The organism is Streptomyces sp. NBC_00386, from assembly GCF_036063235.1.
Lineage (GTDB): Bacteria > Actinomycetota > Actinomycetes > Streptomycetales > Streptomycetaceae > Streptomyces.
The window spans coordinates 5,587,198-5,611,958 of sequence record NZ_CP107950.1 but is presented as its reverse complement, the minus strand read 5'-3'; the positions used below and the strand labels follow the sequence as shown (position 1 = coordinate 5,611,958).

At 71.7% G+C, this 24,761-nt stretch carries 22 protein-coding genes and 1 tRNA gene; 12 read left to right on the top strand and 11 right to left on the bottom strand.

Features of this window, described 5'->3' with window-relative positions:
• Positions 1-26 precede the first annotated feature (26 nt).
• From OG780_RS24765 to OG780_RS24755, 3 genes are all read right to left on the bottom strand, one after another.
• Positions 27-914, bottom strand: a complete 888-nt coding sequence (locus OG780_RS24765; RefSeq protein WP_328451634.1) for a cellulose-binding protein — start codon at positions 912-914, stop codon at positions 27-29.
• Between the two features lie 270 nt (positions 915-1,184).
• On the bottom strand, positions 1,185-3,944 hold the full coding sequence (locus OG780_RS24760) for an SUKH-4 family immunity protein (protein ID WP_328451632.1): 2,760 nt from the start codon (positions 3,942-3,944) through the stop codon (positions 1,185-1,187).
• Positions 3,945-3,951: 7 nt separating this feature from the next.
• On the bottom strand, positions 3,952-4,938 hold the full coding sequence (locus tag OG780_RS24755) for an SMI1/KNR4 family protein (protein WP_328451630.1): 987 nt from the start codon (positions 4,936-4,938) through the stop codon (positions 3,952-3,954).
• A gap of 229 nt (positions 4,939-5,167) precedes the next feature.
• On the opposite strand from OG780_RS24755, the gene OG780_RS24750 reads away from it, so the two are divergent.
• Entirely contained in the window at positions 5,168-5,671 is a 504-nt protein-coding gene (locus tag OG780_RS24750) for a YwqJ-related putative deaminase (RefSeq protein WP_328451628.1), read from the top strand.
• Positions 5,672-5,749: 78 nt separating this feature from the next.
• Positions 5,750-6,280 carry an SUKH-3 domain-containing protein gene (locus OG780_RS24745; RefSeq protein WP_328451626.1) on the top strand — a complete coding sequence of 177 codons (531 nt, stop codon included), beginning with the start codon at positions 5,750-5,752 and terminating at the stop codon, positions 6,278-6,280.
• A 343-nt stretch (positions 6,281-6,623) separates the two neighbouring features.
• Here the strand turns inward: OG780_RS24745 and OG780_RS24740 are convergent, their stop codons facing one another.
• Complete coding sequence (locus OG780_RS24740; RefSeq protein ID WP_328451624.1) at positions 6,624-7,934, bottom strand: sensor histidine kinase; 1,311 nt, start codon at positions 7,932-7,934, stop codon at positions 6,624-6,626.
• A gap of 304 nt (positions 7,935-8,238) precedes the next feature.
• On the opposite strand from OG780_RS24740, the gene OG780_RS24735 reads away from it, so the two are divergent.
• The 6 genes from OG780_RS24735 (at position 8,239) to OG780_RS24710 (ending at position 13,097) form a co-directional block, all read left to right on the top strand.
• Positions 8,239-8,310: transfer RNA gene (locus OG780_RS24735), tRNA-Gln, on the top strand.
• Positions 8,311-8,430: 120 nt separating this feature from the next.
• Positions 8,431-9,879, top strand: a complete 1,449-nt coding sequence (gene glmU / locus OG780_RS24730) for a bifunctional UDP-N-acetylglucosamine diphosphorylase/glucosamine-1-phosphate N-acetyltransferase GlmU (protein WP_328451622.1) — start codon at positions 8,431-8,433, stop codon at positions 9,877-9,879.
• Between the two features lie 131 nt (positions 9,880-10,010).
• Positions 10,011-10,988 (top strand): ribose-phosphate diphosphokinase, encoded by a 978-nt coding sequence (locus OG780_RS24725; protein WP_328451620.1) that lies wholly within the window; start codon positions 10,011-10,013, stop codon positions 10,986-10,988.
• Between the two features lie 184 nt (positions 10,989-11,172).
• Positions 11,173-11,766 (top strand): 50S ribosomal protein L25/general stress protein Ctc, encoded by a 594-nt coding sequence (locus OG780_RS24720; RefSeq protein ID WP_328451618.1) that lies wholly within the window; start codon positions 11,173-11,175, stop codon positions 11,764-11,766.
• Between the two features lie 73 nt (positions 11,767-11,839).
• Positions 11,840-12,451 carry an aminoacyl-tRNA hydrolase gene (pth, locus tag OG780_RS24715; RefSeq protein WP_328451617.1) on the top strand — a complete coding sequence of 204 codons (612 nt, stop codon included), beginning with the start codon at positions 11,840-11,842 and terminating at the stop codon, positions 12,449-12,451.
• A gap of 148 nt (positions 12,452-12,599) precedes the next feature.
• Positions 12,600-13,097 (top strand): hypothetical protein, encoded by a 498-nt coding sequence (locus OG780_RS24710; protein ID WP_328451615.1) that lies wholly within the window; start codon positions 12,600-12,602, stop codon positions 13,095-13,097.
• 162 nt (positions 13,098-13,259) lie between these two features.
• Here the strand turns inward: OG780_RS24710 and ppc are convergent, their stop codons facing one another.
• A complete protein-coding gene (gene ppc / locus OG780_RS24705) occupies positions 13,260-15,992 on the bottom strand; it encodes a phosphoenolpyruvate carboxylase (protein ID WP_328451613.1) in 2,733 nt (910 codons plus the stop codon).
• Between the two features lie 350 nt (positions 15,993-16,342).
• On the opposite strand from ppc, the gene OG780_RS24700 reads away from it, so the two are divergent.
• The gene (locus OG780_RS24700) at positions 16,343-17,356 is read left to right on the top strand and encodes an acyl-CoA desaturase (RefSeq protein WP_328451611.1); all 1,014 of its coding nucleotides are present in this window, start codon (positions 16,343-16,345) and stop codon (positions 17,354-17,356) included.
• The gene (locus OG780_RS24695; protein ID WP_328451609.1) at positions 17,353-18,033 is read left to right on the top strand and encodes a TetR/AcrR family transcriptional regulator; all 681 of its coding nucleotides are present in this window, start codon (positions 17,353-17,355) and stop codon (positions 18,031-18,033) included. Before OG780_RS24700 ends, OG780_RS24695 begins: the two co-directional genes overlap by 4 nt.
• 30 nt (positions 18,034-18,063) lie before the next feature.
• Here OG780_RS24695 and OG780_RS24690 read toward each other — a convergent pair whose 3' ends face one another.
• Together OG780_RS24690 and OG780_RS24685 are read right to left on the bottom strand one after the other, a co-directional pair.
• Positions 18,064-18,435 carry a VOC family protein gene (locus OG780_RS24690; RefSeq protein ID WP_328451608.1) on the bottom strand — a complete coding sequence of 124 codons (372 nt, stop codon included), beginning with the start codon at positions 18,433-18,435 and terminating at the stop codon, positions 18,064-18,066.
• Positions 18,435-19,247: a trans-aconitate 2-methyltransferase gene (locus OG780_RS24685; protein WP_328451606.1), complete on the bottom strand. Its 813-nt coding sequence runs from the start codon at positions 19,245-19,247 to the stop codon at positions 18,435-18,437. Before OG780_RS24685 ends, OG780_RS24690 begins: the two co-directional genes overlap by 1 nt.
• Positions 19,248-19,419: 172 nt before the next feature.
• On the opposite strand from OG780_RS24685, the gene OG780_RS24680 reads away from it, so the two are divergent.
• Complete coding sequence (locus tag OG780_RS24680; RefSeq protein ID WP_261703948.1) at positions 19,420-19,917, top strand: MarR family winged helix-turn-helix transcriptional regulator; 498 nt, start codon at positions 19,420-19,422, stop codon at positions 19,915-19,917.
• Here the strand turns inward: OG780_RS24680 and OG780_RS24675 are convergent.
• The gene (locus tag OG780_RS24675; protein ID WP_326787288.1) at positions 19,876-20,643 is read right to left on the bottom strand and encodes a response regulator transcription factor; all 768 of its coding nucleotides are present in this window, start codon (positions 20,641-20,643) and stop codon (positions 19,876-19,878) included. The genes OG780_RS24680 and OG780_RS24675 overlap by 42 nt on opposite strands.
• Before the next feature lie 256 nt (positions 20,644-20,899).
• Between OG780_RS24675 and OG780_RS24670 the strand changes: the two genes are divergently transcribed.
• Positions 20,900-21,358: a GNAT family N-acetyltransferase gene (locus OG780_RS24670; RefSeq protein ID WP_328458346.1), complete on the top strand. Its 459-nt coding sequence runs from the start codon at positions 20,900-20,902 to the stop codon at positions 21,356-21,358.
• A gap of 172 nt (positions 21,359-21,530) precedes the next feature.
• Here OG780_RS24670 and galK read toward each other — a convergent pair whose 3' ends face one another.
• The 3 genes from galK to galT are packed head-to-tail and all read right to left on the bottom strand — an operon-like array spanning position 21,531 to position 24,739.
• On the bottom strand, positions 21,531-22,676 hold the full coding sequence (galK, locus tag OG780_RS24665) for a galactokinase (protein WP_328458345.1): 1,146 nt from the start codon (positions 22,674-22,676) through the stop codon (positions 21,531-21,533).
• A gap of 12 nt (positions 22,677-22,688) precedes the next feature.
• Positions 22,689-23,654, bottom strand: a complete 966-nt coding sequence (gene galE / locus OG780_RS24660) for a UDP-glucose 4-epimerase GalE (protein ID WP_328451600.1) — start codon at positions 23,652-23,654, stop codon at positions 22,689-22,691.
• A complete protein-coding gene (gene galT / locus OG780_RS24655; protein WP_328451598.1) occupies positions 23,651-24,739 on the bottom strand; it encodes a galactose-1-phosphate uridylyltransferase in 1,089 nt (362 codons plus the stop codon). The genes galE and galT overlap by 4 nt, the downstream gene beginning before the upstream one ends.
• Positions 24,740-24,761: the final 22 nt, after the last annotated feature.

Sequence of the window (24,761 nt, the reverse complement as noted above, 5' to 3'; positions counted from 1 at the left end):
CGGAGCGGGGCTTTCCGCCGGGCCGGCTACTCCGCCGGGGCGCGCCCGGTGAGAGACGTGAGACTGCTCCGTACGTGGTCCATATGGGCCCGTACGTGATCCCACCGCTCCGCGTGCTCCCGCAGCACCCGATCGGTCTCCCGGGCGATCCGCTCCTCGCTGACCCGGGCCTCGGCGACCAGCCCGGCCGCGCGCGCCGCCGCGTCCTCCTGCTGGTGCCGGTCCCACTCCTCCGCCTCCGCGAGGACCCGTTCGGCCCGGGCGAGCGACTCGGCGGCACGTGCCTCGCGGTCGAGCAGCCCGGCCTCGGTCACGGCCTCGCGCTCGGCGGCGGCCCGCTCGTACTCCGCCCACCGCGCCGCGTGCTCCACTTCCTGCCCGGTGACCAGGTCCTCCGTCCGCCGCCGCACCTCGCGCAACGCCGTGAGCACCTCTCCCCGGTGCTCCTTGATGTCCCGCCGCGCGGAGACACGTACCTCGTCGGCCTCGGCACGGGCGTCGGCCAGCCGCCGCAGGGCCCACGCCTCCGCCTCGTCGCGCACCTCGTCGGCGTGCGCCTGCGCCGCCTTCCGCACGTCGCGCCCCACCGCCTCGGCCACCTCGGCCTCCGACCGGGCCTCCTGCCGTGCCTCCTCCCGCAGGGCCTCGGCCTCCTGCCCGCCGAGCTCGAAGATCCGCCGCGCCCGCTCGCCGAGTTCCTCGTACGTCTGCGGGGCGAGCCGCGTCACGATCTCCCGCAGCCGTTCCGCCTCGGCCTCCATGTCCTTCGCCAGCACGGTGAGCCGGGCGGCCCGCTCCCAGGCGGCGTCCCGGTCCCGGGAGAGCGCCGCGGCGTACGCGTCGACCTGTTCGGGACGGTAGCCGCGTCCCCGTACGGCCACGAAGCCGTACGGCGACACCGGTGTGCTGCTCATCCTTGGACCCCTCTCCGCCCGACACACACGAAAAGACGATTTCGCGCACATCTTGATGGATCGCACGGAAGTGTTCATAACGCGACACTCCGCCCGCCCATTCGGCCGGAGACGGTTCACAGGCGTGTCATTTGAGGTCAGGGACGCCCGACAGGCACGAACGAACGAGGCGCCCGACCCGTGACCCGGGCCGAGCGCCTCGTCCTTACCGCCGTTGTCCTGCCTGTCCCGCCTGTCCTGCCTGTGCCGCCGTGTTCCGGGGAGCCGCCTCTAGAGCAGCCCGTCCCACATCTCCTCCAGCAGGACCGACCACCAGCTCTCCGGGGAGGCCAGGGCCGCCGGGTCGAGCGCGGCGAGCTGGGCCTGGAAGTCGACCGTCCAGCGGCCCGCCTGCTCCTGGTTGAGGCCGAACCGCAGCCGCCACATCCGGCCGAGCAGCGCCAGACAGCGCGCGAACTCGGGCAGACCGGTGTTCACGAACTGCGGCGGCACCGGAGCACCCCCGGGACCGGCCTCCACCGGCACGGCGACGATGTTCGCCGTGCCGTACTGGACACAGATCGCCTTGCCGAAGTCGCTGCCCATGACGAGGTACGAGCCCGCGTCCTGGGACGCCGCCACCCCGCGCTCCTGCGCCAGTTCGGCGAGGGTCGGCACCGGACGGCCCGGCTGGGCCTGCGCCCAGAAGAACGGGCCCATGTCGACCGGCAGCCCGGCCACGACCAGGGTGTGCGCCACGATCGGCGGCACACCCTGCCGCGACACGGCCGCGTGGTCGAACCGGAACACCCCCGGCCCGAACGCCGCCGCCAGCTCCTGCGCGATCGCCTCCGGCGGGATCGGCGGCGCGGGCTGCACCGGCGGAATCGGCGCCCGCACCGGTGCCGGACGCGCCGGCCCGTCCGCGACCTGGTGCAACTCACCCTGATGCGCGAGAAGTTGATGCATTCCCTGCTGCCGGCTCGCGTGATCCGTGCCGTACGACGCGATGCTCGTGATCCGCGCCTGCGGGAAGGTCTCCCTGATCATCCGGGCGCAGTACGCGCCCGGCAGCTCACAGGACTCCAACTCCGTGTGCAGCTCCAGTACTTGCTGCGGCGGCACGTTCATCGCGCGCAGCTCGTGCAGGATCTGCCACTCCGGGTGCGGAGTACCCGGAGCGGACCGCCGGATCAGCTGCTGCTCGGACCCGTCATGGGCGCGGTAGCGCAGCACCGCCTGATAACCGGGTCCGACGGTCGGCTGCCCCGTCTGCGGATAGCCGTACGCCGGCTGCTGTCCCGGCATGGGCTGTCCCGGTACGGGCTGCTGTCCGGGCAGCGGCTGAGGGGCGCCCGGCATCATGCCGGGAGCCTGCGGAGGCTGCGGCGCACCGGGGCCTCCGGCCGGAGGGGCGAACATCGTCGCCGCGTGGTGCACCTGACCGGAGGGCGTACCCCCCGGAACACCGGGCGCACCCGGCGGCTGCGGCGCGCCCGGCCCCGCCGGGGGCCCGGCCAGCATCGTCGCGGCATGGTGCGCTCCACCCGGGGGCGTGGCGCCCGGCGGGGCCGGCACACCGGGAGCGGCCTGCTGCCAGGGTGCCCCCGGGGCCCCGGGGGCACCCGGCGGCTGCGGCGCGCCGGGGCCGCCCACCGCGGGCCCCGCCAGCATCGTCGCGGCATGGTGGACACCGCCCGGAGGAGGCGTGGCGCCGGGCGGCTGGGGCGCGCCGGGCGCCCCCTCGGGCCCGTCCGGCCCGAGCTGGGAGACGAGCTGCGTCGGCACATAGCCGCCCGCGGGGGCGCCCGGTCCGGACGGCGGAGGCGTACTGCCCGGCCGCGCGCCCGGCACACCCGGGGCGCTCGGCGGAGGCGGAGTGCCCGCCCCTCCACCACGCGCCGCTCGGGGCGGCTGCGCCTTGCTGGTCGCGGCGTCGGCGATGTCACCCGCGTTCGGGGGCAGCGGCCGCGACGGCACGGCCGGCGGCGGCGTACCAGGGGCACCCGGAGCAGCCGGGGCACCGGGCGGCGGAGTGCCCTGACCCGCGCCAGGGCCCTGCGGATAGCCGTAGGCCGAGGCACCCGGCAGACCGTGGCCCGACGAAGTACCGGACGGCGCGGGAGAGTTCGGGTCACCGGCCACGGGCGCCAGCGTGGTATGCGGGAGTTGGCTGCCCCCCGACATCATGGCGGTCTGATCGAGCGCGGCGACCGGCGGCGGCGTGCGCGAGTCGTCGACGTCCGTCAGCTGCGGCGCGAACACGGTCGCCGGCAGCGGTACGGAACGGTCGTCCCCGGGATCGGCGTTCGTGTCCGTCCCCGCCCACGGGGTCGCGTCGGCGGGAACGGCGGGACTCGTGTCCCGCGGACCGGGGACCTCGTCGCCGGTCGCGGCGTCCGGCCACGGCGTGGCCCCCGCGGGAACCGGCGGCACACCCGGTACCGGAGCGGCGGAGCCCGGCGAGGAAGGCGCGCCCGGCGCGACGGCCGGGGAAGGGGCGTGCACGCCCGGCGCGGCCGCGACTCCGTGCTCTCCGGACTGTCCCGGCGCACCGGAAAGCGAACTCCCGCCCCCGGCGGCCCCGTTCGCGGAACCGCCCGCCGCGGAGGCGGCGGCCGGACGGGACCCCGCCCCGTCGGAGCCGGACGGGACCGACCCGGCACGCCGGTCCGGGATCCCCATCCTGTCCGCGGCCTCCTGAAGCCACTCCGGAGGGCTGAGCAGGAACGACGTCTGGTTCAGGTCGACCCGCGCCGCGGGCGCCGGCGCCGGATCGGGGGTCCCGACCGGCGCCCCGTACTCCTCCTCGTAGCGGCGGATGACCTCACCCACCGGCAGCGCGGGCCACAGCGTGGCCTCCCCGCTGTCCCGGGCGATGACGAGCCGCTGCGCGCCCCCGTCGGAACGCGGCCCCTCGGCGCGGTCCTCCGCCCATACGACGAAACCGAGTTCGAACTCGCGTACCCGCACCTCGCGGTGCTGGTACCCGGCCACGTCCCCGTTGATCCACTCTTCCGCGCGCTCCTGCGCCTGTGCGAAGGTCACCATCGCAACGTCACTCCCCCACCGAAGAGACGGGCACGGCGTGCGCGAAGCCGCCGTCCACCATCAGATTCGCCACCGTCTCCAGCTCCGGCGGATTGCCCGCGAGCCGGGACAGGAACTGGTCGAAGTCGTCACCGCACGGCAGCAGCAGCCGCTGCACCCGCTCGGCCGCCGGCCACGCGTCCTCGTCGCGGGCGTCGTCGAACGCGCAGAACCAGACCGAACCGATCCGGTCGCCCTTCACCTTCACGGCCAGCAGGCCGCCCTGCACGAACCCGACACCCAGGTAGTCCTTGGTCAGATGGTCGCGCAGACATTTGTTGACGTACACCAGGTCGTTGACCGCGGCCTCGTCGCGCACGGTGAACAGCGGCTGGTCCACCAGCAGCCCGAGCTCGGCGTCGAGCGCGGCACCGACCGGCGCGCACCCGCCCGCCGCCTTCAGAAACGACCGGTAGGCGCCGGGCAGCCGGTAACCGAGGTCCTCCTCGACGGCCAGCACCTGCTGCTCGGTCACCGCGACCGACGACTTCGGCAGCCCGAAGTGCGCGGGCCGCGTCTCCTGCAACGGCCGCGTCCCCCGCTTGGAATGGTCGACGGCCGCGGTCGCGACACCGCCGTGGTGCCGCAGCAGCGCCTTCACCTCGACCGGCACCAGCTCCAGCCGCCGGGTGCCCGCCACGTGGTGCCACGTCCAGCCGTGCGGAGTCGCCACCGCGGGAATCGTGTCCCACAGATCGTGCCCGGACGCGGCGAGCGCGGCGTTCGCGGAGACATAGTCCGTCAGCCTCAACTCGTCGACGCCGAAGCCCTCCGGGGGCTCGGCGATCTCCGCCGCGGCACGCGCGTAGAGCGAGAAGTCGGGATAACCGCGCTCGTCGATCCGTACACCTCCGGGATGGCGCGCCGCCCGGACCGGATCCGGGAAGTGCACGACTTGCCCGGCGTAGGCCGCGTTCGGCGGCGCGGCTTGTTGCCCGAGCCGACCTGTCGTCATGACGGTTGCCCCCTGCGGCGTCTTCAGTAGCTGGATGGAGCGCGGATGTCGACAGCCTATTCGGTTGTACGACACCGGTCACCGGGCCTCCGGTTCCGTGACCAGCCGTCACCCCGTCGTGACCGTACGCCGAAGACCTGGCGTGTCGCGGCGCCCCAGCTACCGCTCCCGCCACGGCATTTGGCAGTCTGTCTCCGCACCGGGGGATGCACGGGAGGGAAAGACGATCATGAATGCGACGCATACGAGCACGTCCGGGGACCCCCGGGTCGGCTGGAGCAGCGCCGAAGCGCTGCACGCGCCCGTCCTGCTGTACCGCCGCGACGGCATACTTCCCACCGTCGCCGCCGCCCTCTCCGTCCGCGGCGCCACCCTCACCGGCACGGCCGCCCGCGGCGACCAGCCACCCGCTCTTCACCCCCTGGTCCAGGACTTCCTCGACACCCTCACGAACGCCCAGCGCGACCGCTTCACCGGCCGCTGCGCCGAGGCCATCCTGATCTCCCGGCAGATCGCCGCCGCCGACGCCGAACGCAGCAAGCGCGCCGGCCGCAAGCCGATGACCAGCGGCGAGGCCCGTAAGGCCCTCAAGGGGGCCAAACTCACCACGCGCCACATCCGCGAGGACGGCGACCCGCTGCACGGGAGCTTCGCCGCGCCCTGCCGCTCCTGCACGGCACTCAGCGGCCACTTCGGCGTACGCATCGTCGACCCGGCGGAACCGGACGCCTGAACTCCCCTCTCCCCGCATACGTACGTATGACGGCGTCCCGCGACGCCGATGTCCCATCCCTCGACGAACGAAGGGCAGATGCACTCCGAACGCTCCTCCTCCAGCCTCTTCTCCCCTGCCGGGCAGGGGGGATCCTCGTCACGTTTCCCCGAGCCCGTGGTCGCCGTACTGCGCTCGGCGGGATGGCAGCCGGGACGCTGGGACATAAAGCAGGCCGAGTACTGGGCCGACGAGCTGCGCGGACACGCGTCGCCGGCCGGACACCGGCACTCCGTGTTCCCGGCGGCGGTCGAGGCCTGGGCGGAGTTCGGGGGGCTGCGCGTGGGCGCCACGGGACCCGGGCGCCAGCTCGCCCCCGCCCTGCTCCATCTCGATCCCCTGTACGGGCTGCACATGGCCCGTACCCTCGGCGACCTCGGCCGGGCGCTCGACACCGAGGTCTGCCCCCTGGGCGAGGAGCCCGACTCCCACGCCCTGCTCGCCATCGACGCCGAGGGCCGCGTCTACACCCTCGACCACACCGGCGACTGGTACCTCGGCCCGCACATCGACGCGGCCCTCACCAACCTCCTCACCGGCACCGCCCCACCCCGGCTCACCACGACCTGACCCGCCAGGCCTTCTTTCGCCCCCTCCGCCCCTACCCTCCCCCAAGGTCTCGGCTTCGCTCGACCAGGGGGGACCCCCATCACCCCTGGGGCTCCGCCCCGGACCCCGCCCCTCGAACACCGGAGGGGCTGAAACTCACGCCCGCACCCCAGCGGGCGCGTACCCACAGCCGGGATCCGGCGGAAGGGGCCGCGCCGGTACATCGATGCCCGTCGCCACCGACGGCCACGCCTCACCCAACGGCGACGGGCTGATGCACCGGCACGGCCCCGACCCCCCACCGGACAGGAAGCGCGCCCGCAAACGCCGGCGCAGCGAACCCCACCGCGAACCGCCCGGAGGGCTACGCCGGGATCACCGCCGACACCCGGTACCCGCCCGCGTCCGTGGGCCCCGACACGAACACGCCCCCCAGCGCGGCCACCCGCTCCTTCATCCCCAGCAGCCCGTTCCCCCCGCTGGGCAGCGCGACGGACGACCCCACCCCCACCTCCGGCGGGCACTCGTTCTCCACCTGCATCGCGATCTCGGACACCCGATGCGCCAGCCGGACGTACGTCTTCGCCCCCGCCGCGTGCTTGTGGACGTTCGTCAACGCCTCCTGCACCACCCGGTAGGCGGTCTGCTCGATCTCACGGGCGTACGCCCGCAGGTCCCCCTCGACCGACAGGGCCACGACCATCCCGGCCGCCGCCGACTGCCCGATCAGCTCGTCGATCTCGGCCAGGCTCGGCCCCTCACCGGCCCCGGAATCGCCCGCGGCCCGCGACGCGGCCGCGGCCGCCGCGGCCCCCACCGCCGCCAGCGGCACCGCCGGCACCCGCGTGTCCAGCCCGTCCCCCGTACGCAGTACGCCGAGCATCTCTCTCAGCTCCGTGAGCGCCTGCCGCCCCATGTCACCCACCAGGGCGGCGTTCTTCACGGCCTTCTCGGGATCCTTCCGGGCGACCGCCTGGAGCGCCGCCGCGTGCACGACCATCAGGGAGACCCGGTGCGCGACCACGTCGTGCATCTCCCGCGCGATCCGGGTGCGCTCCTCGTTGCGCGCCCACTCCGCCCGTTCCTCGGCCCGCTCCGCGAGCAGCTGGAGCTCCCGCTCCAGCGAGTCCGCCCGCTCCCGCAGGCTCTCCATCAGCCGCCGCCTGGCCCCCATGTACAGCCCGAGCAGCACGGGCGGCGCGGTCATCCCGATCGCCGTCGTGATGGAGGCGAAGGGGACCAGCCAGTTCCCCATCGGCACGTCCCCGCGCACCACGCTCTGGTGCGCCCGCACGAACGTCACGATCAGCATGCCGGCGAAGGACATCCCGGCCAGCGCCGCGGTGATGCGCCGCGGCAGCTCGGACGCGGCGAGCGTGTAGAGCCCGACGAGTCCCATCAGGAACCCCATCTGGGCGGGCGTGATCGCGATGGACACCAGGACGACCGCGATCGGCCACTTCCGCCGCACCAGGAGCACGGACCCCGCGACCGCCCCGAACACGACACCCACCGGAGCGGGCAGTCCCGCGTCGTGCGCGAAGCGGACCCCCTCACCTCCGCACTCGAACGCCGACGCCAGAGCGAGCCCCGCGTCCAGCACCGCACCGCGCCATCCGACCCACCACCACGGCCCGGTCCCGGCCGCGGTGTGCGCTTCCCCCGTCGTGGTCATGGCTCCAGCCTACGGTTGCACCCCGAACCATTTCCGGTGAGTTTTGGCTACTGGCCTACACCACACCCCGCCGGGCTTCGACGGCCTCGGGAGCGCCGCCGGCCCCGGGCCGGTCCCGGTCGCGCAAGCGCAGGAACGCAAACACCGGACCGGCACGAACGCCTCGGACACCCGGCGGGACCGCCCGGTCATCTGCCGCGCGGGAAGCACCGAGTTGTACCGTCGCACGGAGGGCATCCGGTACGGCATAGTGTTGGGTGCCGACTCGACGGGCCGACCGAATGTCCGGTTCGATCGAGTTCATTCCCCCGTGGTGTAATTGGCAGCACTGTGGCTTTTGGTGCCATCTGTCCGGGTTCGAGTCCTGGCGGGGGAGCCTCGGTCGACCCGGTCCCTGACAGTGCTCTCAGGGCCCTCTCCCACATGCCTCCTGTTTCGCCCCGGTATCCTGCGGATGTCCACTCCCCCCAGTCATCCGAAGCCGAAGGGCAGTCCCGTGAGCTCCAGTCGCCCGGCAGCCGTCGTTGTACTCGCAGCGGGTGAGGGCACCCGTATGAAGTCGGCCACACCCAAGGTTCTGCACGACATCTGCGGACGCTCCCTCGTCGGTCATGTGCTGGCCGCCGCAAGCGAGTTGAACCCCGAGAACCTGATCGTCGTCGTCGGGCACGCACGCGAGAAGGTCGTCGGGCACCTCGCGGAGATCGACCCGGACGTACGCACCGCGGTGCAGGCCGAGCAGAACGGCACCGGGCACGCGGTACGGATGGCGCTCGAAGAGCTCGGCGGGGACGTGGACGGCACCGTCGTCGTGGTCTGCGGCGACACCCCCCTGCTCAGCGGCGAGACCCTGCTCACACTGGCCTCGGCCCACAGCGCCGACGGCAACGCCGTCACCGTGCTCACCGCCGAGGTCCCCGACGCCACCGGCTACGGCCGCATCGTGCGGGACGGCGCCGGCGGCGCGGTCACCGCGATCGTCGAGCACAAGGACGCGAGCGACTCGCAGCGCGCGATCCGCGAGATCAACTCGGGTGTCTTCGCCTTCGACGGCCGCCTGCTCGCCGACGCGCTCGGCAAGGTGCGGACGGACAACAGCCAGGGCGAGGAGTACCTGACCGACGTCCTCGGGATCCTGCGCGAGGCCGGGCACCGGGTGGGCGCGGCCGTCGCCGCCGACCACCGCGAGATCGCCGGCATCAACAACCGCGTCCAGCTCGCCGAGGCCCGCCGCATCCTGAACGACCGGCTGCTCACGCGGGCCATGCTGGCCGGCGTCAGCGTCCTCGACCCCGCGACGACCTGGGTCGACGTCACGGTCACCTTCGAGCAGGACGCGATCGTGCACCCCGGGACGCAGCTCCAGGGCGCCACGCATCTCGCCGAGGGCGCCGAGGTCGGGCCCAACTGCCGCCTGAAGGACACCCGGGTGGGCGCAGGCGCCCGCGTCGACAACACCGTGGCCGACACCGCCGAGGTGGGTCCGCAGGCCAAGGTCGGCCCGTTCGCCTACCTGCGTCCCGGCACGCGGATCGGCCTGAAGGCCAAGGTCGGTACGTACGTCGAGACGAAGAACGCCACGATCGGCGAGGGGACCAAGATCCCGCACCTGTCGTACGTGGGGGACGCGACGATCGGCGAGTACTCGAACATCGGTGCCGCGAGCGTGTTCGTGAACTACGACGGGCAGGACAAGCACCACACCACGATCGGCTCGCACTGCCGTACGGGTTCGGACAACATGTTTGTGGCTCCTGTCACGATCGGGGACGGCGCGTACACCGCGGCGGGCTCCGTCATCACCAAGGACGTGCCGCCCGGCTCGCTGGCCGTGGCCCGTGGCCAGCAGCGCAATATCGAGGGCTGGGTGGCTCGCAAGCGTCCCGGAAGCGCCGCGGCGAAGGCCGCGGAGACCGCCTCCCGGGAACCGGAAGGCGAAGGCTGACCGGAAAACGGCACGTCCGGGACGGCGTACCGTGATAAGTGCACACCCGCACCCCTGCTGAGAAGCCCTCTCGCAACCCAGCTGAGACGGCCTCCCACGCCCACTGAGATGACCTCTGAGGAGACAGTGCTGTGACCGGGATCAAGACGACGACCGGCGAGAAGAAGATGATGTTCTTCTCCGGCCGCGCCCACCCCGAGCTTGCCCAGGAGGTCGCCCACAAGCTGGGTGTCGGGGTCGTCCCGACCAAGGCCTTCGACTTCGCGAACGGCGAGATCTACATCCGCTACCAGGAGTCCGCGCGCGGCGCCGACTGCTTCCTGATGCAGAGCCACACAGCTCCCATCAACAAGTGGATCATGGAACAGCTGATCATGATCGACGCTCTGAAGCGGGCCTCCGCCAGGAGCATCACGGTGATCGTGCCCTTCTACGGTTACGCCCGTCAGGACAAGAAGCACCGTGGACGTGAACCGATCTCGGCGCGTCTGGTCGCCGACCTGATGGCGACGGCCGGTGCCGACCGCATCCTCACGGTCGATCTGCACACGGACCAGATCCAGGGCTTCTTCGACGGCCCGGTGGACCACCTGTTCGCGCTGCCGATCCTCGCCGACTACGTGGGCGCCAAGGTCGACAGGTCCAAGCTCACCGTCGTCTCGCCGGACGCCGGCCGGGTGCGCGTGGCCGACCGCTGGTGCGACCGTCTGGACGCTCCGCTGGCCATCGTGCACAAGCGCCGCGACAAGGACGTCGCCAACCAGGTCACCGTCCACGAGGTGGTCGGTGACGTGAAGGGCCGCGTCTGCGTCCTCGTCGACGACATGATCGACACCGGTGGCACCATCTGCGCCGCCGCCGACGCACTGTTCGCGCACGGCGCGGAGGACGTCATCGTGACGGCCACGCACGGTGTTCTCTCCGGCCCGGCGGCCGACCGTCTGAAGAACTCCAAGGTCAGCGAGTTCATCTTCACGGACACCCTGCCGACCCCGGGCGAGCTGGAGCTCGACAAGATCACGGTGCTCTCGATCGCGCCGACCATCGCGGACGCGGTGCGTGAGGTCTTCCAGGACGGCTCGGTGACGAGCCTGTTCGAGGAGCAGTAGGCCCCTCTCCCGTCGGTCGCCTAGATCGATTTCTTGTACGGCCTCCCCGCCCCGTAAGCTGTCACAGTTGCTCGGCGAGGGAGGCCGCACTTTTGTGTGCGGCGGTCCGTTATCGACGCGCTCTTCGTAGCAGGCCGATGGTTTGGCCGGGTGACCTCTTTCCCCAGATCTACGAGGAGTGAACATGTCCGAGATCAAGCTCGCCGCCGAGTCCCGCAACGAGTTCGGCAAGGGCGCCGCCCGCCGCGTCCGCCGCGAGGGCAGGGTTCCCGGCGTCGTCTACGGTCACGGCACGGACCCGGTCCACATCACGCTTCCGGGCCACGAGCTGCTTCTCGCGCTGCGTACGCCGAACGTCCTGCTCTCCCTGGACCTGGGCGGCAAGACCGAGCTCGCGATCCCGAAGGCTGTCCAGCGCGACGCCATCAGGGGCCACCTCGAGCACGTCGACCTGCTCCTCGTGAAGCGCGGCGAGAAGGTCACCGTCGAGGTCTTCGTGCAGACCGAGGGCGAGCTGGCCCCGGGCAGCTTCCTCGTCGAGAACGTGCTGAACACGCTGACGGTCGAGGCCGAGGCCACCCACATCCCGGAGTCGGTCACCGTCTCCATCGCGGGCCTGGAGGCCGGTGCCTCCATCCACGCCAAGGACATCAAGCTCCCCAAGGGCACCACGCTGGCGATCGACGAGGACGCGGTCGTCATCCAGGTCCTGTCGGCGCAGGCCGAGGAGCCGGCCGCCGAGGGCGAGTCCGCGGGCGACGCGGCCGCCGAGGCCTGATCCCCCCGGAAATCTTCATCCGTGTCAGCCGCCGCTCCTGTCGGGAGCGGCGGCTGCCGCGTATCACGGACACATGGGAGACACGGACGTGACGACCGACGCCAATGCGCCCTGGCTGATCGTGGGCCTCGGCAATCCGGGCCCCGAGTACGCCATGAACCGGCACAACGTGGGCTTCATGGTGGCCGATCTGCTGGCCGGGCGGATCGGCGGGAAGTTCAAGCGGGCGGGCAAGGCGCAGGCCCAGGTGATCGAGGGGCGGATCGGGCCGCCCGGTCCGGCGAACCGCCGGGTGATCCTGGCCAAGCCGATGTCGTACATGAACCTGTCGGGCGGCCCGGTGACCGCGCTGCGGGACTTCTACAAGGTGCCGACGGCGCACATCGTGGCCGTCCACGACGAGCTCGACATCGACCACGGCGTGCTGCGGCTGAAGCTGGGCGGCGGCGACAACGGCCACAACGGCCTCAAGTCCATGACGAAGGCGATGGGCGCGGACTACCACCGGGTGCGGTTCGGCATCGGGCGCCCTCCGGGCCGTATGCAGGTCGCGGACTTCGTCCTCAAGGACTTCTCCTCGGCCGAGCGCAAGGAGATGGACTACTTCGTGGACCGGGCGGCGGACGCGGTGGAGTGTCTGGTGATCGAGGGCCTGGAGCGGGCCCAGAGCACCTACAACTCCTGAGGAACCGCCCGTACGACTCCTGAGGGACGGCCCGGGAGGCCCCGGGAACCGCGGGAAGGCCGCGCGGCCGGGGGCCGGGTGGCCGACGTACGCGCACAACTGCCGACTTGTCCCCCTCGGGAGTTGACCGAGCGCGCAGCCATGGCCAATGATCCCCGCCATGCGTGCCGTCACCTCACGTCAGAGCGCGTACACGGCGCTGCGTCTCGGACAGCTCACAGCGATGGGCGTGGTCACCGGGCTCATCCTGATCGCGGGCGTCTGGGCCTCCTGGGGCACCGCGCAGCACGTGATGCTGAGCAAGGGCCGGGAGCAGGGCACGATCGCCGTGCGGTCGTGCTCGGGGGACGTCTGCACGGGGTCGTACACACCGGTGTCGCCCGGTTCACGGGCACGGTCCCGCGTCGTCATCGACCAGTCGGTGGCGGTGGAGAAGGGCCGGACGTACACGGTCACGGTGAAGCCCGGCAGCGACGAGGTCGTCCGCAGCGGGCCGGCCGGACTGCTCTACGCCTGGATCCCGCTCGCGGGGGCCCTGCTGCTCGCCTCGGTGGTGGTCGCGGGCGGCCTGCGGCTGACCCGCCTGGCCTGGGTGATGGCGGGGACGGCGATCGCCCTGCTGACGGCCACGTTCCTGGTCGTGTAGGGGCCCGCGGACGCGCGGGGGCACGCGCGCAGGCACGGGGGCGGGCGGCCGCACGGACACATGAAGGCGCCCTCCGCGCTCGTACGGGTACGAGCGCGGAGGGCGCCTTCGCGTCGGCCCCGCAGGTGTCCGGGGTGTCACCGGCCCGGCGGGTCCGTTCGCTCAGCCGGTGTTGCGCAGGCCCGCCGCCACACCGTTGACCGTCAGGAGCAGGGCCCGCGAGAGCAGCGGGTCGGCCGCCTGGCCGGCCGCGGCCTCGTCGCGCTGACGCTTGAGGAGGGCGACCTGGAGGTAGGAGATCGGGTCCAGGTAGGCGTCACGGATGACGAACGTCTGCTGGAGCACCGGGTTGGTGTCGAGCAGCTTCTCGCCGCCGGTGATGCGCAGCACCTCGCGCACGGTGAGCTCGTGCTCGGCCTCGATGACGGCGAACACGTGCTTGAGCTCGTCGGGGACGAGGGTGTCGACGTAGTGGCGGGCGATCCGCAGATCGGTCTTCGCGAGGGTCATCTCGACGTTCGAGAGGAAGTTCCGGAAGAAGTGCCACTGCTCGTGCATCTCGTCGAGCACGGTGTCCAGGCCCGCCTCGCGAAGCGCCTTGAGACCGGAGCCGACGCCGAACCAGCCGGGCACGATCTGCCGGGACTGGGTCCAGCCGAAGACCCACGGGATGGCGCGCAGTCCGTCGAGCGAGACGCCCGAGCCGGGGCGGCGGGAGGGCCGCGAGCCCAAGTGCAGGTCGGCGAGCTGGTCGACCGGCGTGGAGGCGAGGAAGTACGTCGGCAGGTCGGGGTCCTCGACGAGCCGCCGGTAGGCGGAGTGGGCGGCGTCGGAGACGACGTCCATCGCCGCGTCCCAGCGGGCCAGCGCCTCGTCGGACTGGCGGGGCGCGGTGTGCAGGGCGGACGCCTGGAGCGTCGCGGCGACCGTCAGTTCGAGGTTCTCGCGGGCGAGCGAGGGGACCAGGTACTTGTCGGAGATGACCTCGCCCTGCTCGGTCACCTTGATCTCGCCCTCCAGGGTGCCCCAGGGCTGCGCGAGGATCGCGTCGTGCGAGGGGCCGCCGCCGCGGCCGACGGTGCCGCCGCGGCCGTGGAAGAGCCGCAGGCGTACGCCGTAGCGGTGGGCGACGTCGCGCAGCCGGCGCTGGGCCCGGTGGATCTCCCACTGCGAGGTGGTGATGCCGCCGAACTTGGAGGAGTCGGAGTAGCCGAGCATGACCTCCTGGACGTCCCCGCGCAGTGCCACCAGACGGCGGTACGAGGGGTCGGAGAGCATGTCCTCCAGGATGGTGTCCGCGGCCTTGAGCTCGTCGGTGGTCTCCAGGAGCGGCACGATGCCGATCTTCGCCCAGCCGGCGTGCAGGTCGAGAAGTCCGGCCTCACGGGCGAGGACGGCGGCGGCGAAGACGTCGTCGGCGCCCTGGCACATCGAGATGATGTACGACTCGATGACCTCGGGCCCGAAGGTCTTCAGGGCCTTCTTGACGGTCTCGAAGACGCCGAGGGTCTTCTGGCCGGCGGCGTCGAGCGGCGCGGGGGTCGGGGCGAGCGGGCGCCGGGAGCGCAGTTCCTTGGCGAGGAGCTTGGCGCGGTAGTCGCGCGGCATGTCCACGTAGCGCCAGGACTCCTCGCCGAGCCGGTCGAAGAGCTGGCCGAGGGCGTGGTGGTGGGCGTCCGCGTGCTCGCGTACGTCCATGGTGGCGAGCTGGAGGCCGAACGCGGCGAGCGTGCGGATGGTGCGGTTCATCCGGCCGTCGGCGATCAGGCCGCCGCGGTGCGCGCGCAGCGAGGTCTGGACGAGGATGAGGTCGCGCAGCAGTTCGGCGGTGCCGAGGTAGTCGCGGCCGTCCTCGTGTGCGGTGCCCTTGGCCAGGCGCTGCTTGGTGTTCTCCAGCTTCTGCCGGATGCAGGTGGCCTTGAGGCGGTAGGGCTCCTCGGCGTTGAGGCGCTTGTAGCGGGGGCTGATCTCCGGCAGGCGCTCCAGGTCGCTCTGGAGGGACTCCAGGAGTTCCTCGGTCGCTCCGGTGTAGCGGATGGAGTTCGACAGGAAGCCGCGGAGTTCGTCGATGAGTTCCAGGGCGTCGTTGATGCCGTGCTCGTGCTGGAGGATCAGGACGTCCCAGGTGACGTCGGGGGTGACGTTCGGGTTGCCGTCGCGGTCGCCGCCGATCCAGGTGCCGAAGGTGAGGGGACGCGTGTCGTCCGGGAGGGCGACGCCGACGCGCTCGAGTTCGGCGGTGAGGTCCTCCAGGACGTCACCGACGGCGCCGGCGTGCAGCTCGTCCAGGTAGTAGATGGCGTTGCGGGCCTCGTCGGCGGGCTCGGGGCGCACGACGCGGAGCTCGTCCGTCTGCCACACCAGGTCGATGTTCTCGGCGAGGCGGGTGTCGTGGCGGCGGCGGTCGGCCTCGATGACCGGGGTCTCCAGGAGCGCGGCGATGCGCCGCAGCTTGTTGAGGACCGAGCGCCGGGCCGCCTCCGTGGGGTGGGCGGTGAACACCGGGCGGACGTTGAGGTTCTTGACCGTCTGGCGCAGGTGCTCGGGGTCGGCGTCCTTGAGCCGGTCGGCCGTCCGGGCGAGGAGGCCGCCCTCGGCGGCGCGCTTGGCGCGCAGCTCGCGTCCGCGGTGCACCTGCTCGGTGACGTTGGCGAGGTGGAAGTAGGTCGAGAAGGCGCGGACCAGCTTGGCGGCGGTCTCCAGCTCGGTGCCGCGCAGCAGCTCGGCGGCGGCCACGCCGTCCTCGCGGGTCAGGCGGCGGACCTTCTCGACCAGTTCCAGGAGCTCGGGGCCCTCCTGCCGTACGAGGGTCTCGCCGAGCAGGTCGCCCAGGCGGCGGATGTCGGCGCGCAGTTCGCTGCTGGTGGTCGTGGTCTGGTCGTCGGCACTGCTCACAGGTGCGGCTCCTTGCAGTGGTGAAGCTCGTCTGAAGAGTGGGGAATCTCGTCTGAAGCTCGTCTGGGAGGGAACCCGGGTGACGACCGCGCGCGGCGGGTGCCGCTTAGGGAGGTGGCATCCGGGAAGAAATCAGAACGGACCGCGCTGTCCGACCGACTCCAAGGATAGGTGTCCCCTCGGACGCGCAGGCTCACGGGCTCTTGCCGCCGGGCTACGCGCTGACATACTTACGACGCCGTAGGTTACGGACCCGTAGGTATTCCCGTCGGACGGCGGGAGGACCCTGGGTTCGCACCCGGACACCCTTCCCCGCCGTTCCTCACCCTCGAACCCCACAGGGGACGCCCATGACCACGAGTTCCGATGTGATCGACGACGCCCCGCGGGCGGACAACGACGACACCTCGCTCCCCGCCGCGACCCTCGGCGGCGAGAAGAAGGGGTCACTCGAACAGATCACCCTTCTTCTCTTCATCGCCGTTCCGTTCCTGGCGCTGCTTGCCACGGTGCCGCTGGCCTGGGGATGGGGGCTGAGCTGGCTGGACGCCGGCCTGCTGGTCTTCTTCTACTACCTGGGCTGCCACGGCGTCACGATCGGTTACCACCGCTATTTCACCCATGGCTCCTTCAAGGCGAAGCAGCCCCTGCGGATCGCGGTCGCCATCGCGGGATCCATGGCGGTCGAGGGCCCGCTCGTGCGCTGGGTCGCCGACCACCGCAAGCACCACAAGTTCTCCGACGCCGAGGGTGACCCTCATTCGCCGTGGCGTTACGGGGAGACGGTCCCTGCGCTGATGAAGGGCCTGTGGTGGGCGCACATCGGATGGATGTTCGACGAGGAGCGGACCTCTCAGGAGAAGTACGCGCCGGATCTGGTCAAGGACCCGGTGATCCGGGCGATCTCGCGTCAGTTCCTCCTCTGGACTCTGCTCTCGCTGGCCCTGCCGGCCCTGATCGGCGGTCTGGTGACGATGTCGTGGTGGGGCGCGTTCACCGGGTTCTTCTGGGGTTCTCTCGTCCGGGTGGCCCTGCTGCACCACGTCACCTGGTCGATCAACTCGATCTGTCACGCGGTCGGCAAGCGCCCGTTCAAGTCGCGTGACCGTTCGGGCAACGTGTGGTGGCTGGCGGTGCTCTCGTGCGGCGAGTCCTGGCACAACCTCCACCACTCGGACCCGACGTCCGCGCGGCACGGCGTGGACCGCGGCCAGATCGACTCGTCGGCGCGGATCATCCGCTGGTGCGAGCAGCTCGGATGGGCCTATGACGTGCGCTGGCCGTCACGCTCACGTATCGATTCCCGCCGCAGCGACGACGGGCACGGCTCCCGGCGCAAGACGGAAACCGCTGAAGCGGCATGATTGACGGCGTGGCGACCGACTCCAGCAGCACCCCGAGCAGCAGCGACAAGCCGCGGCGCGCGCGTCGCACTCGTATGACCGGCGCCGAGCGCCGTCAGCAGTTGCTGGAGATCGGCCGCACCCTGTTCGCGGCCAAGGGCTTCGAGGGCACCTCGGTGGAGGAGATCGCGGCCAAGGCCGGTGTCTCCAAGCCGGTGGTCTACGAGCACTTCGGCGGCAAGGAGGGCCTGTACGCGGTGGTGGTGGACCGTGAGATGCGGCGGCTGCTGGACATGGTGACCGGTTCGCTGACGGCGGGCCATCCGCGGGAGCTGTGCGAGCAGGCGGCGTTCGCCCTTCTGGACTACATCGAGGAGTACACGGACGGTTTCCGCATCCTGGTCCGTGACTCCCCCATCCCGCAGTCGACGGGTTCGTTCGCGTCGTTGATCTCGGACATCGCCACCCAGGTGGAGGACATCCTGGGCCGCGAGTTCAAGAGCCGCGGCTTCGACTCGAAGCTGGCGCCGCTGTACGCCCAGGCCCTGGTCGGCATGGTCGCGCTGACGGGCCAGTGGTGGCTGGACGTCCGCAAACCGCGCAAGGCGGAGGTGGCCGCGCATCTGGTGAATCTGGCGTGGCACGGTCTGGACGGGCTGGAGCCGAAGCCGCGGCTGATAGGGCATCGCAAGGCCTGAGACAGGGCCCGGGCCGAGTGCGCTCCCGGTTCAGTCGCGGGCCGGGAGCGGCTCCAGGAATTCGAGGCGGTTGCCGACGGGGTCCTCGGAGAAGAAGCGCCGGTGCCCGGGCAGGTCCTCGTCCCGGACGACGGGGAAGCCGGCGGCCTCGATCCGTGCGGCGCAGGCGTCGATGCCGGTGACGCGCAGCCCGGGGTGGGCCTTCTTCGCGGGACGGAAGGCGGCCTCGATCCCTAGGTGGAGCTCGACGGCCCCCGCCCGGAACCAGCAGCCTCCGCGGGCGGCGAGGACGGGCGGCTTGGGCGTCTCGGTCATGCCGAGGACGCCGACGTAGTACGCGCGCAGGCGGTCCTCGGAGCCCGGCGGGGCGGCGAGCTGGACATGGTCGAGCGCGGTGAGCATCAGGCCTCCTTCCGGGCCACGGCGAACAGCCGGCGAAACGGCAGGACCGTGCCGTAGGGCCGGGCGGGGTAGGCCTCGCGCAGCAGGTCCCGGTAGGCGACGAGGAAGCCGTCCGTGGCCTCGGGGTCGTCCGCGAGGGCGGTCAGCACGGGCCGCAGCGCGGTCCCCTTCGCCCAGTCGAGCACGGGATCCGGTCCGCCCAGCTGTTGCATGTACGTCGTCTCCCAGACGTCCGCGCGGCAGCCGGCCCTCTCCAGGAGGTCCAGGTAGACGAGCGGGTCGTGGACCGAGTCCGCGGGGCGCGGGGAGTCGCCGAGCAGGCCTTTCCAGCGCGGGGAGGAGGCGAGTTCGCGCAGGAGGACGTGCAGCGGGGCGTCGGTGTTGTGGGGGACCTGGAAGGCGAAGGTGCCGCCCGGCGCGAGCGCGTCGAGCCAGCCGGGGAGCGACTCCAGGTGTCCCGGCACCCACTGGAGCGCGGCGTTCGAGGTGATCAGGTCGTACGTCCCGGCGGGCGTCCAGTCGGTGAGGTCGGCGTGGGCGAAGTCGAGCCGCCCGCCGCCGGCCGTGGGGCCCGCGTACTCCTCGGAGCGGGCCAGCATGTCGGCGGAGTTGTCGTAACCGGTGATGCGGGCGGTGGGCCAGCGGACGGCGAGCTGGACGGTGACGTTGCCGGGGCCGCAGCCGAGGTCGGCGATGCGGGCGGGATCGGCCGGAAGCTCGGGGACCTGGGCGAGCAGGTCGGCGAAGGGGCGGGCCCGGTGCCGGGAGTGGCGCAGGTACTGGCCGGGGTCCCAGGTGGGGGTGGCAGCCATGGGTGGCCTCCTCGAAGTCGCGCTGGGGTCGCGGACCGCTGAAGGGGCGGCGGTGACCGGACCGTTCGGGTCTCCAGCCTCACAGGAGAACTATCTCGACGTCAAGAGACTTGTTATCGAGAAACTCCACATCAAGAGACTTCATGTCGACACAACCACTACACTGATCGTCATGGAGGACGAGGTCGATCGGCTGGTCGCTGCGTGGCGCCGTGAGCGCCCTGACCTCGACGTGGAACCGCTCGAGGTGCTCAGCCGCGTGAGCAGGCTGGCCCGGCACCTGGACCGTGCGCGCCGGCTCGCTTTCGCCGAGCACAGCCTGGAGCCCTGGGAGTTCGACGTCCTGACGGCGCTGCGGCGTGCGGGTTCCCCGTACCAGCTCTCCCCCGGGCAGCTGCTCACCCAGACGCTCGTCACCTCCGGCACGATGACGAACCGCATCGACCGTCTGACCAAGAAGGGTCTGGTCGAACGCCTCCCGGATCCGAGCGACCGCAGGGGTGTGCTCGTACGCCTCACGGACGAGGGATGCGACCGCGCCGACCAGGCGCTGGCCGGCCTGCTCGACCAGGAGCGGGCGATCCTCGCCGAGCTGAGCCGGGCACAGCGCGGCGAACTGGCCGGGCTGCTACGCCAGTTGACCGCCCCGTTCGACAACATCCCCGGTTAGGTCGACGGGTCCGACACCCGCGCGCCGGGCCAGGGCCACGGCGGCGAGGGTGGAGTGCACCCCGAGCTTCCCGAGGACGTTCTGCATATGGGTGCGGACTGTGTGCGGCGACAGGAACAACCGCTCCGCCACCGCCTTGCGCCCGAGCCCGGCGACCATGCACCGCAGCACCTCGCGCTCACGGGGCGTCAGCGACTCGACGAGCCGCTCGCTCTCGGTGCGGTGCTTGCGCGCGGCGGTCAGCTCCCGCAGCACCCCGGTGAGCAGGGCGGGCGGCAGATGGGTCTCGTCGCGCAGCACACCCCGTATGACGGTGAGCAGCCGCGACAGCGAGCAGTCCTTGGCGACCCATCCCGAGGCGCCTGCCTGGAGGGCGAGCGCGGCCCGGCGCGGGTCGTCCTTCTCGGCCAGCACGACGGTCCGTACGCCCGGCTGTCCGGAGCGCACTCCGGCGACCAGCGATATGCCGTCGACCAGGCCGTCCTCGTTGCTCTCCTGGACGGGCACCGCCGGACGCATGCCGGGCAGATTGCCGCCCAGGTCGGCGTCGACGAGCAGCACGTCGAAGCGACGGCCCTCGGCCGCCGCGCGTTCGAGGCAGCGCAGCGCGGCCGGACCGCTGCCGGCTGCGGACACGTCGACATCGGGCTCGGCCGCGAGCGCGGCGGCGAGCGACTCGGCGAAGATGCGATGGTCGTCGACGACCAGTACTCGGATGCGAACCACAGAAACCCCCACTGTCGGGGGACGATCCGTACGGGTACGGCGCCCGAGGTGATCCCGAGCCCGCTTGCGACCCGGAAAACGAGGTGCCTCCGCCGCACGGCCGCCGCCGTGCTGGAAGTGCTACCCCCACTTCGGGCGTCGTACCCGACTGTCTCGCCCCCTGATCAGCACCGGCCCCCACCGGCACTGTTCATCAGAGTACGGCCGGGGGCGAGGAGCGGAAGGTGATTTGCAGAACTGGTTGGCCAGCGCGTTTATGGTGAGCCGTATGTTTCGTATCGAGACAGGAGACGACAAGGAGCGTCGGGATCTGCTCCGCAGACGGCTGCTGGACACGAACACGGCGGCCTCCCCGGTGCTGCGCGCGCTGCGCGGAACCCCAGGTGAACGTGAATTTCCGCTTCACCTCTGGGCCTTGGACGCGGACGGCGCCCTGGCCGGCGGTCTGGTGGGCCACACCTGGACGACCTGGCTGCACGTGACGTACCTGTGGGTCGACGACCGCCACCGTGGCACGGGCCTGGGCAGCCGGCTCCTGGCGGAGGCCGAACAGGCCGCCACCGGACGCGGCTGCACCGCCGCCCGCCTGGAGACCTGGGACTTCCAGGCCCCGGACTTCTACCGGAAACAGGGCTACGAGGTGGTGGCCGTGATCCCCGACTACCCACCGGGAATCACGGAGTACACCCTGACGAAGCGCTGGAGATCCGACTGAGGCCCCAGCCCCTCCGGCGTCTGGGAATTCAGCCCCTCCGGCACAAGTTCCAGCCCCTCCGGCGCCCGAGAAAATCCAGCCCCTCCGGCGTTTGAGGAGCGGGGGGGTTCGGGGGGCGGAGCCCCCCGAGCACGGGACGGGCAGGGGCGGAGGGGGCGAAAGGAGCCGTGGGTCAGCCGATACGCCGGGCCCCCGCCGAAGGCACCGCCGGGAACACCCGGGGCGCGGTGAAGCCCGCCGCGGCGAACGCCTCCGTCACCGCCTTGGTGACACTGTCCACGTCGGTGGACTCCACCAGCACGACGGCGGAACCACCGAAGCCCCCGCCCGTCATACGGGCCCCCAGCGCACCCGCGGAGTTGGCCGCCGAGACAGCGAGGTCCAGCTCGGGACACGAGATCCGCAGATCGTCGCGGAGCGAGGCGTGACCGTCCGTCAGGACCGGCCCGATCGCGCGGACGTCACCCGCGTCCAGCAGGGAGATGACCCGGTCCACCCGGTGGTCGTCGGAGACGACGTGCCGGACGTAGCGGCGCACGCGCTCGTCGGAGAGCCGGGCGAGAGCCGTGTCGAGGTCCTCGTACGCGACATCGCGCAGATGGGACACGCCCAGCAGGCGTGCCCCCTCCTCACAGCCCGCGCGCCGCTCCGCGTACGCCCCGTCGCCGAGCGCGTGCTTCACCCGGGTGTCGACGACGAGGAGTTCGAGGCCCTGGGAGGCGAGGTCGAAGGGGACCTGGCGGATGGACAGGTCGCGGCAGTCGAGGTGCAGGGCGTGGCCCTCGGTGCAGCACGCCGACGCCGTCTGGTCCATGACACCGCAGGGCACGCCGACGAAGTCGTTCTCCGCGCGCTGGGCGAGCCGCGCCAGCTCGGGCCGGGTGAGCCCGAGTCCGTACAGCTCGTCGAGGGCGAGGGCCGTGACGACCTCCAGGGCCGCCGAGGAGGACAGCCCTGCGCCGGTGGGGACCGTGGAGGCCAGATGGATGTCCGCGCCGCCGCCGACGGCGTGGCCCGCCTCGCGCAGCGCCCACACCACACCCGCCGGATAGGCGGCCCAGCCGGTGTCCGACCGGGGCGTCAGTTCGTCGACGCGCAGCTCGACGACCGGGCCGTCGATGTCCGCCGAGTGCAGCCGCAGCACCCCGTCGGACCGGCGGGACACCGCCGCGACCGCCGTGTGCGGCAGCGCGAGCGGCATCACGAACCCCTCGTTGAAGTCCGTGTACTCGCCGATCAGGTTGACCCGGCCGGGCGCCGCCCAGACGCCCTCGGGCGCGGCGCCGTACAGCTCCTCGAAGCCCTCACGTACCCCCACCTGCTCCACCCGCTATCCCTTCGCTGTGTTCTGTGCGAACTCCCACGCGTCCGCGACGATCCCCGCGAGATCCGCGCGGGACGGGTTCCAGCCGAGCCGCTCCCGGGCGGTCTCGGCCGAGGCGACCAGGACCGCCGGGTCCCCGCCGCGGCGCGGGGCCACGGCCTCGGGGATCGGGTGCCCGGTCACCTGGCGCACGGTTTCGATGACCTCGCGGACGGAGAAGCCGTTGCCGTTGCCGAGGTTGCAGATCAGGTGCTCGCCGGGGGCCGCGGCCGTAAGGGCCAGCAGGTGCGCCTCGGCGAGGTCCGCGACATGGATGTAGTCGCGGATGCAGGTGCCGTCCGGCGTCGGGTAGTCGTCGCCGAAGACGGAGATCGCGTCGCGGCGGCCCTGCGCGACCTGGAGGACCAGCGGGATGAGGTGCGACTCGGGGTCGTGCCGCTCGCCGCTCTCGCCGTAGGCGCCGGCCACGTTGAAGTAGCGCAGGGAGACGGCCCCGAGTCCGTGGGCCGCCGCCTCGCCGGTGATCATGTGGTCGACGGCGAGCTTGGAGGCGCCGTAGGGGTTGGTGGGCCGGGTCGGCGCGGACTCCACGATCGGGGTGGTCTCGGGCTCGCCGTACGTCGCGGCGGTGGAGGAGAAGACCAGCGTGCGCACGCCGGCCTCGCGCATCGCGGCGAGCAGCGCCATGGTGCCGCCGACGTTGTTGTCCCAGTACTTCTCGGGCTTGACCACGGACTCGCCGACCTGCGAGAACGCGGCGAAGTGCAGGACGGCGTCGTACGAGGGGTCCAGCCACTTGGCGGCATCGCGGATGTCGCCCTCGACGAACGCGGCACCGGCGGGCACGCCCTCGCGAAAGCCCGTCGAGAGGTTGTCGAGGACGGTGACCTCGTGGCCCGCCTCCAGCAGGTGGCGCGCGACCACGCTGCCCACATAGCCCGCTCCACCCGTGACCAGATACTTCCCACTCATGTACTCGCTACCTCTCGCAGTCGCTGAGCCGCGGTCTCCGGCGGCACGTCGTTGATGAACACGTTCATGCCGGACTCGGAACCCGCGAGAAACTTCAGCTTGCCGGAAGTGCGGCGAATGGTGAAAAGCTCGAGGTGGAGCGCGAAGTCGTCCCGGTTGACGCCTTCGAACTCCTCCAGCGGGCCGAAGGGAGCCTGGTGCCACGCCGCGATGTACGGCGTCGGCGGCTCGCCCGTCCCGTCCTTCCCACCGTCCGGCCCGTCGAAGATCCGGTCGAAGCGCCTCAAGAGTTCCAGATAGACCTGGGGGAACTCTGTGCGCGCGCCCTCGTCGAGGCCGAGCAGGTCGGGCACGCGGCGGCGCGGGTAGAGGTGGACCTCGTACGGCCAGTGGGCGGCGTACGGGACGAAGGCGACCCAGTGGTCACTCGACAGGACGACCCGTGAACCGTCCGCCAGCTCGCGCGCGACGACCTCGTCGAACAGGTTCTCCCCGCCGGTCGCCTCCTTGTGCGCGGCGAGCGAGCGCAGCATCAGCGCGGTACGAGGGGTGGTGAAGGGGTAGCCGTAGATCTGCCCGTGCGGGTGACCGAGTGTCACGCCGATCTCGGCGCCGCGGTTCTCGAAGCAGAAGACCTGTTGGACGGAGGGCAGATGGGACAGTTCGGCGGTGCGGTCCGTCCAGGCCTCCAGGACGAGGGCCGCCTGCGCCTCCGTCAGATCCGCGAAGGAGGCGTCGTGGTCGGAGGTGAAGCAGACGACCTCGCAGCGGCCGGAGTCCCCCGCCAGCGAGGGGAAGCGGTTCTCGAACACCACGACGTCGTACGAGGAGTCGGGGATCTCGCTCAGCCGGTCGCCCGAGGACGGGCACAGCGGGCACTCGTTCGCCGGGGGGTGGTAGATGCGCCCCTGGCGGTGCGAGGCGATCGCCACCGAGTCGCCGAGCAGCGGGTCGCGGCGCACCTCCGAGGTGGTGACGGTCGGGTCGAGCGGGCGCCGGTCCACCGCGTCGCGCACCTGGTCGTCGCCCGCGTCGTAGTAGATGAGCTCACGACCGTCGGCGAGCCGGGTCGAGGTCTTCTTCACAGTCGGACTCCCCATCAGCACC